Below are 13,288 nucleotides of genomic sequence, written 5' to 3' on the forward strand. Positions count from 1 at the left end.
GTTTTGTTCTGTTTTCACACACTCATCAAAGCGTCACTCGCTCCCTGAATCCAGCCTTCAAGCTGAACCGGGGAGCGAGGTCTGTTTTTGCTGTCCCTCACGTCTGGATATGAAGTTGTCGGGTACTGAGGATAGACGATTTCAGATAAATGGAGCTTCAAGGCAGTCCCCTGTTGCCGTGAGTGGCTCCCAGCCTAAGCTCAGGTAATCCCCCAATTCCAAAGAAGGAGAGAAGAAAGATGACCACCCTGAAAGAAATCATGACCGGCAGTGTGACCAGTGTTCGCCCCAGTGACAGCGTGCAGGAAGCCGCCCGCCTGATGCGCGACGGAGATATCGGCAATGTGCTGGTGATGGAAGATCAGCAGTTGCAGGGCATCATCACGGACCGTGATATCGCCGTGCGTGTGGTGGCTGAAGGCAAAGGCAACGATTGCCAGGTGAGCGAAGTCGCCACGATGGACGTTTTTACCATGGAAAGCAGCGCGGACGTCAAGGAAGCAGCCCGCGAAATGGCCAGCCGTCAGCTGCGCCGCTTGCCTGTGACCGAGGGCGGCAAAGTGGTCGGCATCGTCAGCCTGGGTGACCTTGCCGTGCGCACCGACAGTAACGCGAGTGAGCACGCGCTTGAAGGCATTAGCCAGCAGTAATTCAGCTCTGAAATTCCCCGCCTCCCGCCCAGGCGGGGGGTTTTGCTTTGGTAGTCAAGCGGCCCCGCTGCCCCCTTACCCAGATGCTCCCGTTCAGATGTCCTGGTTGCCGGTGTCCATGCGCACCACGCGGGGAGTGAATTCAGCCACCACCTCGACCAGATCGGTTTGGCGGGCCAGCACCTCCTCAATACGCTTGTAGGCCTGGGGAGCTTCATCGCGGCCACCGCCGATCAGGGTCACGCCACGTTCACGCAAGTAGCCCTGCATCTCGTCCTTGCTTACGCTGCGCTCGGCGGCTTTGCGGCCCAGTTGCCGCCCGGCACCGTGGCTGGAGCTGCTGAGCGACTCGGGGTTGCCCAGGCCGCGCACCACAAAGCTGGGGTCGGCCATGCTGCCAGGAATCAGGCCCAGGCGGCCCGCTTCTGCAGGGGTTGCGCCTTTGCGGTGGACGATCAGCTCCTGGCCGCCCACCTCCTGTTTCCAGGCGAGGTTGTGGCTGTTGCTGACCTGCACCAGTGGCCGCTCACCGAGCGCCCGGCTCAGGCGAGCATGAATCTGGTCGTGGTTTGCCAGCGCGTAGCGGCCTGCCAGGTTCATGGCCTGCCAGTAGGCCTGACCTTCTTCGGTGTCCAGGCCCAGCCAGGCCAGCTTGCGGGCGGCGGGGTCCAGCCGCTTGTGGCGGGCCTCGGCCAACCGGGTAAAGTGTCCGGCCACCTGCGCCCCGAAGCCGCGTGAGCCGGAGTGGCTCAGTACCGCCAGGTATTCACCCGGTTCCAGGCCCAGCTCGGAGCCCTCCACCTTCAGCTCACCGAACTCCACAAAGTGATTGCCACTGCCCGAGGTGCCGATTTGCTCGGCGGCCTTGGCGTGTAGGAACTTCAGAATGCCCTGGTCCTGCCAGGTCTTTTCGTCCAGCACGGGATGGTCCATTCGCTCGCGCTTCTCGAAGCCCACGCCTGCGCCAAAGCGGGTGTGCTTCAGCAGCAGCTTTCGGGCCTCGTCGCGTTCCAGGCCGCCCGCTGGCATCGGCAGCACACTCAGCATCATGGAGCAGCCGATATCCACCCCCACACCGTAAGGAATCACGGCATTCTCGGTGGCCAGCACGCCGCCGATGGGCAAGCCGTAGCCGATGTGCGCGTCAGGCATCAGGGCGCCTGCTCGGGACACTGGGAGCCGCATTGCCACATCCATCTGCTCGGTGGCTCCAGCGTCAATCAGTTCGGCGCCCCAGACGCCGTACGGCAAAGGAGTCTCGCGCAGTGCAGCGTTGGCGGAGGACTTCAGCGCGGCCCGCTGGGTCAGCAGTTCGGCGGCCAGCTCGGCATACACGCCGCCCTGTGCGAAACGCTCCGGCGCGGCCTGCACAGTTCTCAGTTCATCCAGAATTTCGGTGCGGCCCAAGCCCGCTTGCTCGCGCACGCTGGCGGCCTGCTGCGCCAGTCCGATGGCGCGGTTTTCAAAGCCCAATTTGGTGATGTGTTTTCCGTTCAAGGTCATCTTCCTTTGTGTGATGCAGAGCAGCACTACGGGACTGCTCAACCCAGCTCAGTCTGTCAGCTGTTCCCGTGTGAGTCATAAGCGCATTGGCCTAACAGCCTTGAGGCTCGGCTATGCTCGGAGCATGACCCTGCACCCTGACATTCATCTGCCGACCCCAGAAGAATTCGCGGACCTGTCGCCCGAAGAGTTGGCGGCGCGCCTCAATGGCCCCAGCGGCGAGGGCCTCAGCGGCACGCTGGGGGGCAAGTTGGGCATCCGCATGCTGCGGGCCACCCGCGAGGAACTGACCGCCACCATGCCAGTGGAAGGCAACCGCCAGCCCGCCGGACGGCTGCATGGCGGTGCCAGCCTGGCCCTGGCCGAAGAACTCGCCAGTATCGGCAGCTGGATCAATCTGGATGTACGGCGCGAAGTGGCCGTGGGCGTGGACGTCAGTGGCACCCACGTGCGCGGCGTCACCGGCGGCCTGGTGACGGGGACAGCGCGGCTGGCTTACCGGGGGCGCAGCGTCATGGTCTGGGAAATCGAGATTCAGGACGAACGCGGCAAGACCACTACCCTGGCTCGCTGCACCTGCAACGTCGTTCGGGTGTAATCAGCAGGGCAGCTTTCCACTGCGCGTTTACCCCTCTGTGAGCAAGAGCATCAGAGGTGGAAGCCAGGGCTCACGGCATTACTGCTGATAGACCCGGCCCTTCCACTTCACCTTTTTGCGCATCGCTTTGCGGTAAATGGGCAGCATCAGCAGTGGCCCCAGCGGGCCGAGCAGCCCTTCAGCCAGGTCGGCAGGCTGGCGGCGGCCAGCCACCCAGGCCACCGCCGAGCGTTCGGCCAGCCCAGCAACCCGCAGCACCCGGGCCCCTGGAAAGTCCATCATCCATGGCAGGGTATACACGCAAAATTGCCCGGCCAGCGCCAAACTCAGCAGCAGGCGCGAGTTACCGTGAACTGGTAGCCAGCTTTTGGCGTAGCCACTGACCGAAGTGGCGTAGTCCTGATACATCCTCACCCCGATGCGCTCGCCGCCCAGGACGCCCATCACCCGGTAGCCACGGGCCTTGAGCCGCTTGGCGAACAGCACATCTTCCAGCACATCACCTTGGACCAGGCGGTGCCCGCCTACCGCGTCGTAGCTGTCACGGCGAAAAACCATCACTTGGCCCACTGCGGTTGCGGTCGCCACCAGCGGCAACCGCATGGCCGGATAGGGCAGCAGCGAGAGCAGATACATGTCGATCAGCGGCGTGATCAGGCGTTCGCCACTGCTGCCCACATTCTGGCGCGGCCAGCAGCTGAGCAAATCAGCCCCCGAGCGCTCCAGCTCGGCCAGGAGGGCTTCTAGAGCGCCGGGATGCCACTCCACATCAGCATCCACAAAAATCAGAACCTCACCGCTGGCGGCCTGGGCCAGCTGCTGACAGGCCCAGTTCTTGCCTGCCCAACCTTCCGGCAGAGGAGTCCCACTGATGACGCGCGCGCCCGGCGTACCTGCACACAGTTCACGCGCCAGGTCGCCTGTGCCGTCGCTGCTGCCGTCGTCCAGCAAGATGACTTCGTCCGCGCCTTGGGTCAGGAGGCCATGCAGCAATTTGGGCACATTGTGGACTTCGTCCCGGGCTGGAGTGAGCAGCGAGACACGGGGCCGCCGCCGCGGTGGGGCATGGGGCCGGTCCAGCCGGGGGAAAGTGACGGCATTGACCGCCAAGGTCGCGGCCCGGTAGGCCGTGTACCCCAGGCTAAAGCCAGTCAGCAAGCTCCGGGCCAGCGACGTGGTGCGCTGCCCCCAGCTCACTGTGTGCGCTCCAGCGCCGCCAGATGCAGTCGGACGTGGAGTAAATGGGGGTCTGTCAGGCCATCTGAGATGCAGCGCAGCATGTTGCTCTGCAGTATGCCGCATCCCTATAAGGAAACCATCAGCCTTTTTGTGGACTGAGATGGCAGTGGAGAAAGGGCATTGGAGAAACAGGTGAACCCTGCTGCAAATGCGTGTGCGCCTAGCCAATACAGATGAGCAGGGCCAAAAAAAACCCAGCCGAAGCCGGGTGTATATCCCACGGTGGGGAAGGGCGTGACTTAGCGCAGAACGCGCAGAGCCTTGAGGATGGCGATCAGCACGACGCTGCCCACCACGCCCCACAGGACGCTCCAGATGTTGAAGCCAGCACCGGCCACGTCAGCGCCACCGATGTTCAGCATGTTGCCGAATACGGCCTGGGCCAGCATGGCACCCACGATACCGATCAGGATGTTGGCAATCGCGCCTTGCTGGGCGTCGGTCTTCATGATCATGCTGGCCAGCCAGCCGCACAGGGCACCTACGAGCAGAGTAATAATCCAGGACATGTTGTTTCCTCCAAAGAAGAGAATGATATGAGATGTGAAGGGGGAATCGCAGATTGACTTCGCAGCCGTAGTCAAGATGAGGGAGGGCCTTCCTACCAAGCGTAATCAAAAACACGTTCTCAAGGGATGCCTAAATTGCGTTCAGCTCCGACTAAAGTTTGGCTGACTGCCTCATCAGATCTGATGGGGGCATTAAGATCATTCCGCCGAATGTGCTGTGTGCGGCCGGTAAGCCCATAGCGGTTTGATATGTCCTGTTGCTCCGCTCACAGGTCGCCTGACCTCAGGGACGCACAGTAGCCAGTGCAGTTATCTGCTCTAAGACGCTGCATATTCAAATGACGTGCTCCGGCGAGACGCGCCCAACATTACTGCATTTTCGGTCCTCATCATTAATATTCCTCACTCATTTTGCCGGTCAGTTGGATGTCCCTCTTTTTGTCAAATGTTCTAAGCTGCACTATGGAATCCTTAGGGTTACCGCTTCACGCACGGTTCACTGACGCGCCTGAGTTGGGGAGACAGGCATGACCCTGGAAGTCCGGGTGCCAGCGTCCAGCGCCAATCTTGGTCCGGGCTTTGATTGCCTAGGTCTGAGCTTGCCGCTCTATACCACCCTGCGCGCCCGACAGGCACCGACGCTGACCGTGGTGCCACGCGGCGCGGCGCTGGCCGGTACACCTGCGGATGCAACAAACTATGTCTACCGCTGCATGGAAGCGCTGGCGCAGGAGGTAGGCCGCCCTCTGCCTGCGCTGCACCTGGAGATAGAAAGTGCAGTGCCGCTGGCCCGGGGCCTGGGCAGCAGCGCCGCCGCGTTGGTGGCTGCCCTCCTGACCGCCAACGCAGTGCTGGGTGAGCCGCTGACTCGGCGCGGCCTGTTGGACCTGGCGAGCCGTATAGAAGGCCATCCAGACAATGTTGCGCCTGCACTGCTGGGGGGCATCGTGATTGCCACCTTTGATGGTCAGCGGGCCCAACCGCTGCGGATAGAGCCACCGCACGGCCTGGGCGTGACCGTGCTGATCCCCGAGTTCGAGCTCAATACGGCCAAAGCCCGCAGTGTCATGCCGCCCACCTACTCGCGGGAAGATGCGGTCTTCACTGCCTCACATGCGGCCCTGACCACTGCGGCGCTGATGTCTGGCCGCTTGGAGCTACTTGCTGAAGCCATGCAGGACCGGCTGCATCAGCCCTACCGCGCCGCGCTCGTGCCGGGCCTGGAACGCATCTTGGCTGAAGCGGGGGAGCACGGTGCACTGGGAGCCGCCCTCAGTGGGGCCGGTCCTGCGGTGCTGTGCTTTCACCGTGTGGGCCATGCAGGTCCAGAGACTGGCGCTCTCCACCTGTTTTTGCAGCGAGTGATGGCCGCAGAAGGATTGAGCGGGCGCATCCTTGACCTGCCGATTGAGCCTGATGGAGCGTCGGTTCTGGGCCAGTTTGGGGAGTAATATGGACGGGCAGTCAGGCTCAGCCGTGTGATTTTGTGGACGTGTGGGGCTCTGTGGGTGCACTCCGTTCAGGAGGGCGGTCCTCGCGCAAACTGAGCAGTAGGAGTGCGAGTGTACCCAGCACCACGTAGACATCCGCCAGATTGAAAATCGGGAAATCCCCAGCCCCAAAGGCGTTGGTGATCTTTGAGAGCAGTGGCATGTGGATCATGTCGGTCACCTTGCCCTTGGTCAGCCCGTCAATGGCGTTGCCGATGGCTCCGGCGGCGATCAGGGTCAGGACCATGCTCAGGCGGCGGGACTGTGGACGCAGCAGCAAGTACCCCAGCAGGCCCAGGCCCACCAGGAGCCGCAAGGCAGCCAGTGGCATCGCCGAGCCCGAGAACATGCTCCACGCTGCCCCGGTATTAAAAGTCAGCACCCAGTCCAGCAACAGTGGGATCACGGGCACGGCTGGAGCCTGATAGACCAAGTTGGCCAGTGCCCACGATTTCAGCAGTTGGTCGGCTGCGACCAGGAGGGCCGCCAGCAGGAGCGGGAACCACAGCGGCCAGCGGCGGGCAGGGGTGGGAGCAGCGGAAGGCATTTGTGCAGTATAGATGCGTAATGTGGAGCTGCAGTCTGTGAAGTGCACCCTGAATGTGGAGGACAGATACGCAGGCACAGTCCCAGGCGCAGCAAAGCTCATGTGCGCGGCTGGTGCAGTGTATGGCGGTCCCTTCAGGGGCGCGAATTGCCCTTAAATACCGGCAGGTCAGGCAGAAGTAAGGTTTGCCAGCCGGACTGTTGCTCCCACAGCGGCATCAGGGTTCGCTTGAACATAGAGTGATCTACAGCCTGGTGCAGCGCTGGCTGCATCTCCGGCGAAGGATAGACGTAGCGCACGCCCGCTGCATCTACCTTGGGGCTCAGCGGAAAAGACAGCGCAAAAGCTGCTGCTACCGCCAGTCCGAGGCCGGTACTGCCCAGCAAGCCTGCCGCAGAGGCCCACAGTGGGGGGGTGCGGTAGGGCCAGGACGTCAGGCTCTGGATCAGTCCAGCTAGCAGGGAAGCGCCAGTGCCCAACCCTAGTGCCAGGCCCAGTGTGGCCCAGAGGTCTAGAGAAGCGCTCAAGCGGTTGGCGAAGTAGGCCGCCAGTAGGCAGAGGCCGCCCCAGACAAGCGCACTGAAGCCATGCCGCAGCCCCAGGGCACCCAGCATGCCCAGCAGCGTGATGAGGAGTGCATCAAACCAGGTCATTCAAGCTGCACTATAGCGGTCCAGCCACCCAAAATGAATGAAAAATGAGCCGCATGGATAGCTGGATTGTGTCTGACGGCTCCTTGGCCCTCAAGTTGCAGTTGCAGCGCAAGCGGCAAGCTACACTGCACTTCATATGATTCGTGTGCTGTTGGTAGATGATCACGCGCTGTTTCGGCAGGGGCTGCGGAGCCTGCTGGAAAGCGAGGGCATGCGCGTGATTGGCGAAGCTGCCAATGGTCGCGAGGCGCTGCGTTTTGCCGCCGACACCCATCCCGACGTGATCCTGATGGATATTCAGATGCCTGAACTGGACGGCGTCAAGGCCACCCAGAACATCCTGGAGATTGACCCGAGTGCCAAAGTCATCATGATTACCATGTACCGCCAGGACCGTTATGTGTTTGAGGCGGTCAAGGCCGGGGCCAGAGGCTACGTCCTCAAGGATGCCGACAGCTCAACTCTGCTGGACGCCATTCGCCGGGTGGCGGCTGACGAGGCGCTGCTCAACTCTGACATGGCCCAGAACGTGCTAGACGATTTCCGTGACAAGCGCGAAGAACTGCCTCAGGAGAAGCACAACGACCTCAACGAGCGCGAAACGATGATTCTCAAGTTGCTGGCTCAGGGATTTTCCAATCAGGACATTGCCCTGCGGCTGGACATCTCCGAGAAGACGGTCCGCAACCGGCTCAGTGAGATCTTCACCAAGTTGCAGCTGAATAACCGTACTCAAGCTGCTCTTTACGCTATCCGCGAAGGCATTGCTCCCCTTGAGTAGAGGCCGCACCCACTCAGCTGGGCCAGCTGCGCCGCTGCCTGGCGTGTCGGAGCGGGTGTACCGGGCAGGCTGCCAGCGTGAGTGGGCCATTGCCTCAGCTGAGCCGGACCTGGCCTATACCGAGCAGGCCTTCGCAGAGTGCCCGCAGTGCCCCCACCGGGTCGAGCCCGAAGGCGGTCCACCTTTTTGCACATTACGTCCAGTAGACGCCCCACACCCTTTTGCGGCTCTGGGCCAGTTATCATGGCCCGACTGAGCGGAATTGCTGACAGAGGCAGCCAGTTGGAAACGGCTGTTTAGGCGTGCTGCACATGCACCGAGTGCTCTAAACGCTTTGGCTGATCCGGGGCTCTGCGCCAGCAAAAGCAAGGGACATTTGCGGCCCCACTTTTCCCTAGCCTTATCAAGCAGAACTGCCGTAGCCCGAACCTTGCTCTAGGCCTTACTTTTCGGTTAGTCATGAGGAAGCTGCGTGATATGTTAAGCCGCATCTTCTGCACTACAATCGCAGGGTGAATCACGCTGGCCTGCCCTGGTTTCCCGCGCTGCTCTGCCAGGTCCAGTGGCCCAAGCCCAAATCCGAGGAGAAGTAACGTGGAGAGAAATGACGCTGTAATGCCCCTGGTCGCCATCTTTTTTGCGGCCCTGTTCGGGGTCATCACACTCTTTTTGTTTAATACCGCCACCGCCCCTGAGCCGGTGGAGGTCGACCCTGCCGTCATGGCCAGTATCGAAACCGAGTGGCCTGAGAAAGGCCCTGCGCTATACGAAGCCAACTGTCAGGGCTGCCACGGCGCAGCGGGTGAAGGCGGCGCTGGCCCCGCGCTCGCGGGCAATACCAACATTACTGGTGACCCGGCGTACGCCTACAACATTATCCACAAAGGCAAAGGCGGCATGCCTGCTTTCGAGGGTGTGTTGCAGGAGAACGAGATTTACGCGGTGGCCAACTTTGTGCTGCACTCCTGGGGCAACAATATTCCTGAGCCCCTCAGCCCGGCAATGTTGGCCGAAGGTGCAGGCGAAATCGACCCCGAAGTGCTCAAGGAGCGGGGCCGTATGGTGCCTGAAGGCATTGCCCTACCTGAAATTTTCCTCCTGTCCTTTGCCATGCTGCTCTTGACCTATGGTCTGATCGGTCTGTACTCGTACTGGGCCGAGGGCGCAGAGCTCAAACCTGGTGTTCACAAGGTCCGCGCCACCCCCGTTGCCATGCTGATGATGGTGCTGACCCTGGCCTCCAGCCTGCTGTTCAGTGTGCTGTTTGCACGGCAGATGATGGCCGACTACGCCGCTTGGAGCGCAGGCATGAGCCCCAACGTGTCCCGTGAAGGCCTCTGGGCTGGTCTGCTGGTGCTGAGTCTGGCGCTGGCTGTGGGCCTGTACAAGAAGTACTTCATGGACGGCGAAGTGCTGGTGGAAGATGCCAGCGGAGAATTCCCCTGGTAATTGTGGCTGGGCCTGAGAAGGCCCGCTGCGTAGGAGAGATGAAATGACCCGATATAAGGTAAAGGACCCCGAACTCACCCGCCGCCGCTTTATCAATGTGGCGACTGGCGCTACGGCCACGGTAGGGGTGATGAGTCTGCTGGGCACCCTGGGCGGTGCGCATCCCATGTTCCGCATGACCGAAGACAAGAAGCCGCCGATGGAAGGTGACATCCTGGTGCATGCCGACCCCGCCAAAGAAGGCACTCCGATTACGGTGGCTGACCTTGGCACCACCTTGGTACAGGCCTGGCCGATGGGCACCGACGCTGAAGGCAACAAGATTATCCGCAAAGGCGAACCCAACAATCTGCTGGCGGTCTACAAGTTCGCTGCCGGTGAGTTGAGCGGCGAAGCCAATGTTGAGGCGACGATTGACGGCCAGGTGGTTGCTTATAGCGATATTTGTACCCACGCAGGCTGCCCGGTCCCCGATGCCAAGGACGGCAATGGCATGTTCTGTCCCTGTCACTCCGGCCAATATGCTCCCAAGCAAGGCGGCATTGTGGTGGGCGGCCCGCCTCCTCACAAGCTCGCGCAACTGCCCATTGTGGCTGAGGGCGACAACGTCAAAGTGGCAGGCTTCTTCCTGACTCCTCCGTACCCTTACACCGATGAAGCCACTTGGGAAGCCACCAAGGAAGCGGCCAAGGGAGCCTGAATATGAACCAGTGGTTAGATGAACGCCTGCATATCTCGCGCCTGAATGACAAGTTCCTGCGCAAAGCTTTTCCGGTTCACCACACCTTCTTTATCGGGGAAATCACGCTGTTCAGCCTGATCATTCTGATTCTGACCGGCATTATTCTGGCGCTCTCCTTTGAGCCCAGCAATGCGATGGTGGTGAACTCCTTTGACCCCGGCACGCCTGCTGACCCCAACCTGGTTCCAGCGGCCTATCACTCGGCCCTGAAGATCAATGCCCTGCCCTTTGGGGATATGTTCCGCCGTATTCACCACTGGTGCGCCAACATTATGGTGGCTGCCGCCGTGCTGCACATGATGCGTATTTACTTCACGGGTGCCTACAAGAAGCCCCGCGAATTGAACTGGTGGATTGGCATGTTGCTGCTGATTTTCTCGGCGCTGACTGCCGTGACCGGTTACGCACTGCCTTACGACAACTACGCCTACAACACCCTCAAGGAGATTTACGCCATCACCGCTTCGGTTCCCTGGGTTGGCCCCTGGCTGGCCGAGTTCGCCTTTGCAGGCCGTTTCCCCGGTGAGGGCATTATTCCCCGCTTCTACGGCTACCACATCATGCTGCTGCCCGGCATCTTGCTGGCGCTGACCGCTGCGCACATGCTGATCATGATCAAGCAGAAGCACACCCAGCCGCAGTATGCCAAGCGCATCGCCTACAAGAAGATTGTGGGTGTGCCGCTGATTACCCAGCAGACCCCCATCATGATCATGCTGGCACTGCTGTTTGCAGCCATCGTGATTCTGTTTAGTGCGTATGTGCCGGTTCACCCAGTGGAGCACTATGGCCCACCCAGCTCACAGCCTATTGAGGGCATCAAGCCTGACTGGTATCTGCTGTGGGTCTTTGGCCTGCTGGCGATTATCCCCAACACGCTTAGCTTTGACCTGCTAGGAGGCCACTTCAGCGCCGAATTTATCGGTGCGTTGGTGTTGCCCATGCTGGTGATTGGACTGATGTTCGCCGTGCCCATGCTGGACCGTGCCAAGGACAATATGTACTACGCCGAGAACCCCACCAATCATCCTCACCGTCTGGCAGCTGGTATCGCTTTCTTGGCGCTGCTGATTGTCTGGTCGGTGGCGGGTTACAAGGGTGAACTGGTTGCCAACGGCTATCTGCCTTCTGCTTCGGCCAACGCCATTCTGTGGGGCCTGAGCTTCTTGATCCCGGCCATCGCTTATGGCTTGACGCTGGCCTACGTGTCTGCTATTCGCCGTCTACGCACTGCCGACGAGCGTGAGCAGGAGCGGGCGATGGTCTACGGTCACGACGACTAAGCCTAATTGCCTCTCACCAGGGCCCAAAAAAGAGCCGCCTTCCGGGGCGGCCTTTCTTATGGTTCTTGGGTGATGAGGCAATCCTAGTTCCAGCGCCCACCACGTCCCATCTTTAGCTCGGGTTCTGGAGCGGCATAAAGCTCCTCAGCCCGGCTGAGCTTCTTGCGGCCATAGAGCCCTTCCAACACGAACTCTGCCGCGCTGGCCCGCAGCTCGGTATCAGGACTTTCGGCGACCGCACCGGTTAGCTCTGCCAGGTCAGGTACTTCCGCCAGAGAAACTTCGATTTCCTGAGCTGCGCCGCTTTGGGGAAAGCGGAACACGTTGCCTTGCTCGAACCATTCTTCCAGTCCAGCGGTGCTCAGGCTGGCAAAGCGGCGACCATATACTGCGCCAGCGGCTTTGCGGATCAGGTCTTTGGCGACATTCTCAGCGCCTTTCAGCTCGCCTTCGTATTCCAGTTCCATCTTGCCTGTGATGGCCGGCAGCCCGGCGTAAATATCGCTGACCCGGACCACTGGAGCGGCTCCGGTGACCAGAGAGCGGCGCTCGGCATTGGCTGCAGCCAGTTCCATCAGGCTGATGGGCAAGCGCTGCGAAACTCCACTCAACTTGTCAATTCGGGCGTCCTCACGGGCCTGGAAGGCGATTTCTTCAATCAGCTCACCTACAAAGTCCGGCACCTGCACTTCGGGCTCACGCTGGGCTTCTTGCAGGGTAATGTCCATCCCCTGGCGGACATCGCGTGGGTAGTGCGTGCGAATTTCCGAGCCGATACGGTCCTTGAGTGGAGTCACAATTTTGCCGCGTGCCGTGTAGTCTTCCGGGTTAGCGCTAAAGACCAGCATTACATCCAGCTCCAGCCGCACTGGAAATCCCTTGATCTGCACGTCGCCTTCTTGAAGGATATTGAACAGGGCCACCTGGACTTTGGGTGACAGGTCCGCCAGCTCGTTGACGGCAAAGATACCCCGGTTGGCGCGTGGCAGCAGGCCGAAATGCATGGAGCGGCTGTCTCCGAGGCTGGTCCCCAGGCGGGCGGCCTTGATGGGGTCCACATCTCCAATCAGGTCGGCGACGGTCACATCAGGAGTTGCCAGCTTCTCCACATAGCGCTCACTGCGCGGCACCCAGCGTATGGCGAGCTGTTCACCTTCTTGCTCCACACGTTCTTTGCCTTCGGCCGTGATGGGGTTCAGTGGGTCATCAGCAAAGTCTAGTTCGGCAATGACCGGCACATACTCGTCCAGAAGGCCCGTGATGGCCCGCAGAATGCGGCTCTTTGCTTGCCCGCGCAGGCCTAGCAAGATGAAATTCTGACGCGCCAGCAGGGCATTGATGAGCTGAGGAATCACGGTGTCCTCGTAGCCCACCACACCTTCAAATAGGCTCTCACCAGCCCGTAGCTTATGAGTCAGGTTCCGGCGCACTTCGTCCTGAACACTCGGCGTTAGGCCGTCGAAAGGGCGGCGACCTGCATATTGGGGGAACCTCAGCAGTTCGGCAATAGTATGTGCATCAGGAGTTGTCATATGGGGCTGAAAGTAGCACGCGAAGCGGGACCACATTGTGCTCAATTGTGCTGAGAAGTCAGATGAATCTGGCGTTGTTGACGGGATTTTGCCGGATGTGTTGGATTGGTAATGTTAGAGGGGTTGACAGGCCCCGGCGGGGCTTGTATAGTTTCTGAGCCTCGGTTGAGGCGAGCAGCATGACAAACGAAGAGCAATGCGAGAACAAGAGCATAATCCTGTTTTTGAAACACCGAGTCGCACCTAGGTGCAGACAACGTTTTTAAATCTTGATGGGTCAAGATACTAAGGGCCCACGGTGGATGCCTTGGC

General features: G+C 60.6%; 14 protein-coding genes. 8 read left to right on the plus strand and 6 right to left on the minus strand.

The window, feature by feature from the left end:
• Positions 1-239 precede the first annotated feature (239 nt).
• Positions 240-650, plus strand: a complete 411-nt coding sequence (locus IE158_RS12240) for a CBS domain-containing protein (RefSeq protein ID WP_189643996.1) — start codon at positions 240-242, stop codon at positions 648-650.
• Positions 651-743: 93 nt separating this feature from the next.
• On the opposite strand, the gene IE158_RS12245 is transcribed toward IE158_RS12240, so the two are convergent.
• Positions 744-2,147, minus strand: coding sequence for an RtcB family protein (locus IE158_RS12245; RefSeq protein ID WP_189643997.1), 1,404 nt, complete (start codon positions 2,145-2,147; stop codon positions 744-746).
• Positions 2,148-2,277: 130 nt separating this feature from the next.
• On the opposite strand from IE158_RS12245, the gene IE158_RS12250 reads away from it, so the two are divergent.
• Positions 2,278-2,751, plus strand: coding sequence for a PaaI family thioesterase (locus IE158_RS12250; protein ID WP_189643998.1), 474 nt, complete (start codon positions 2,278-2,280; stop codon positions 2,749-2,751).
• A 78-nt stretch (positions 2,752-2,829) separates the two neighbouring features.
• Here the strand turns inward: IE158_RS12250 and IE158_RS12255 are convergent, their stop codons facing one another.
• Positions 2,830-3,948, minus strand: coding sequence for a glycosyltransferase family 2 protein (locus tag IE158_RS12255; protein ID WP_229839110.1), 1,119 nt, complete (start codon positions 3,946-3,948; stop codon positions 2,830-2,832).
• Between the two features lie 281 nt (positions 3,949-4,229).
• Entirely contained in the window at positions 4,230-4,499 is a 270-nt protein-coding gene (locus IE158_RS12260) for a GlsB/YeaQ/YmgE family stress response membrane protein (protein ID WP_189643999.1), read from the minus strand.
• Between the two features lie 527 nt (positions 4,500-5,026).
• On the opposite strand from IE158_RS12260, the gene thrB reads away from it, so the two are divergent.
• Positions 5,027-5,950 carry a homoserine kinase gene (gene thrB / locus IE158_RS12265; protein WP_189644000.1) on the plus strand — a complete coding sequence of 308 codons (924 nt, stop codon included), beginning with the start codon at positions 5,027-5,029 and terminating at the stop codon, positions 5,948-5,950.
• Positions 5,951-5,969: 19 nt separating this feature from the next.
• Here the strand turns inward: thrB and lspA are convergent, their stop codons facing one another.
• Both lspA and IE158_RS12275 read right to left on the minus strand, forming a co-directional pair.
• Positions 5,970-6,536 carry a signal peptidase II gene (lspA, locus tag IE158_RS12270; protein ID WP_189644001.1) on the minus strand — a complete coding sequence of 189 codons (567 nt, stop codon included), beginning with the start codon at positions 6,534-6,536 and terminating at the stop codon, positions 5,970-5,972.
• Positions 6,537-6,670: 134 nt separating this feature from the next.
• Positions 6,671-7,189: a hypothetical protein gene (locus IE158_RS12275; protein ID WP_189644002.1), complete on the minus strand. Its 519-nt coding sequence runs from the start codon at positions 7,187-7,189 to the stop codon at positions 6,671-6,673.
• Positions 7,190-7,325: 136 nt separating this feature from the next.
• Between IE158_RS12275 and IE158_RS12280 the strand changes: the two genes are divergently transcribed.
• The 5 genes from IE158_RS12280 (at position 7,326) to IE158_RS12300 (ending at position 11,444) form a co-directional block, all read left to right on the plus strand.
• A complete protein-coding gene (locus IE158_RS12280) occupies positions 7,326-7,970 on the plus strand; it encodes a response regulator transcription factor (protein WP_189644003.1) in 645 nt (214 codons plus the stop codon).
• Positions 7,963-8,226, plus strand: a complete 264-nt coding sequence (locus tag IE158_RS12285) for a hypothetical protein (protein WP_308430689.1) — start codon at positions 7,963-7,965, stop codon at positions 8,224-8,226. Before IE158_RS12280 ends, IE158_RS12285 begins: the two co-directional genes overlap by 8 nt.
• A gap of 338 nt (positions 8,227-8,564) precedes the next feature.
• Entirely contained in the window at positions 8,565-9,419 is an 855-nt protein-coding gene (locus IE158_RS12290) for a cytochrome c (protein WP_189644004.1), read from the plus strand.
• 43 nt (positions 9,420-9,462) lie between these two features.
• Entirely contained in the window at positions 9,463-10,119 is a 657-nt protein-coding gene (locus tag IE158_RS12295; protein ID WP_189644005.1) for a Rieske (2Fe-2S) protein, read from the plus strand.
• Between the two features lie 2 nt (positions 10,120-10,121).
• A complete protein-coding gene (locus tag IE158_RS12300) occupies positions 10,122-11,444 on the plus strand; it encodes a cytochrome b (RefSeq protein ID WP_189644006.1) in 1,323 nt (440 codons plus the stop codon).
• Positions 11,445-11,527: 83 nt separating this feature from the next.
• On the opposite strand, the gene IE158_RS12305 is transcribed toward IE158_RS12300, so the two are convergent.
• Positions 11,528-12,976 (minus strand): sigma 54-interacting transcriptional regulator, encoded by a 1,449-nt coding sequence (locus IE158_RS12305; RefSeq protein ID WP_189644007.1) that lies wholly within the window; start codon positions 12,974-12,976, stop codon positions 11,528-11,530.
• Positions 12,977-13,288 lie beyond the last annotated feature (312 nt).

The sequence above is a fragment of the Deinococcus piscis genome (assembly GCF_014653275.1).
In the GTDB taxonomy this organism is placed as follows: domain Bacteria; phylum Deinococcota; class Deinococci; order Deinococcales; family Deinococcaceae; genus Deinococcus; species Deinococcus piscis.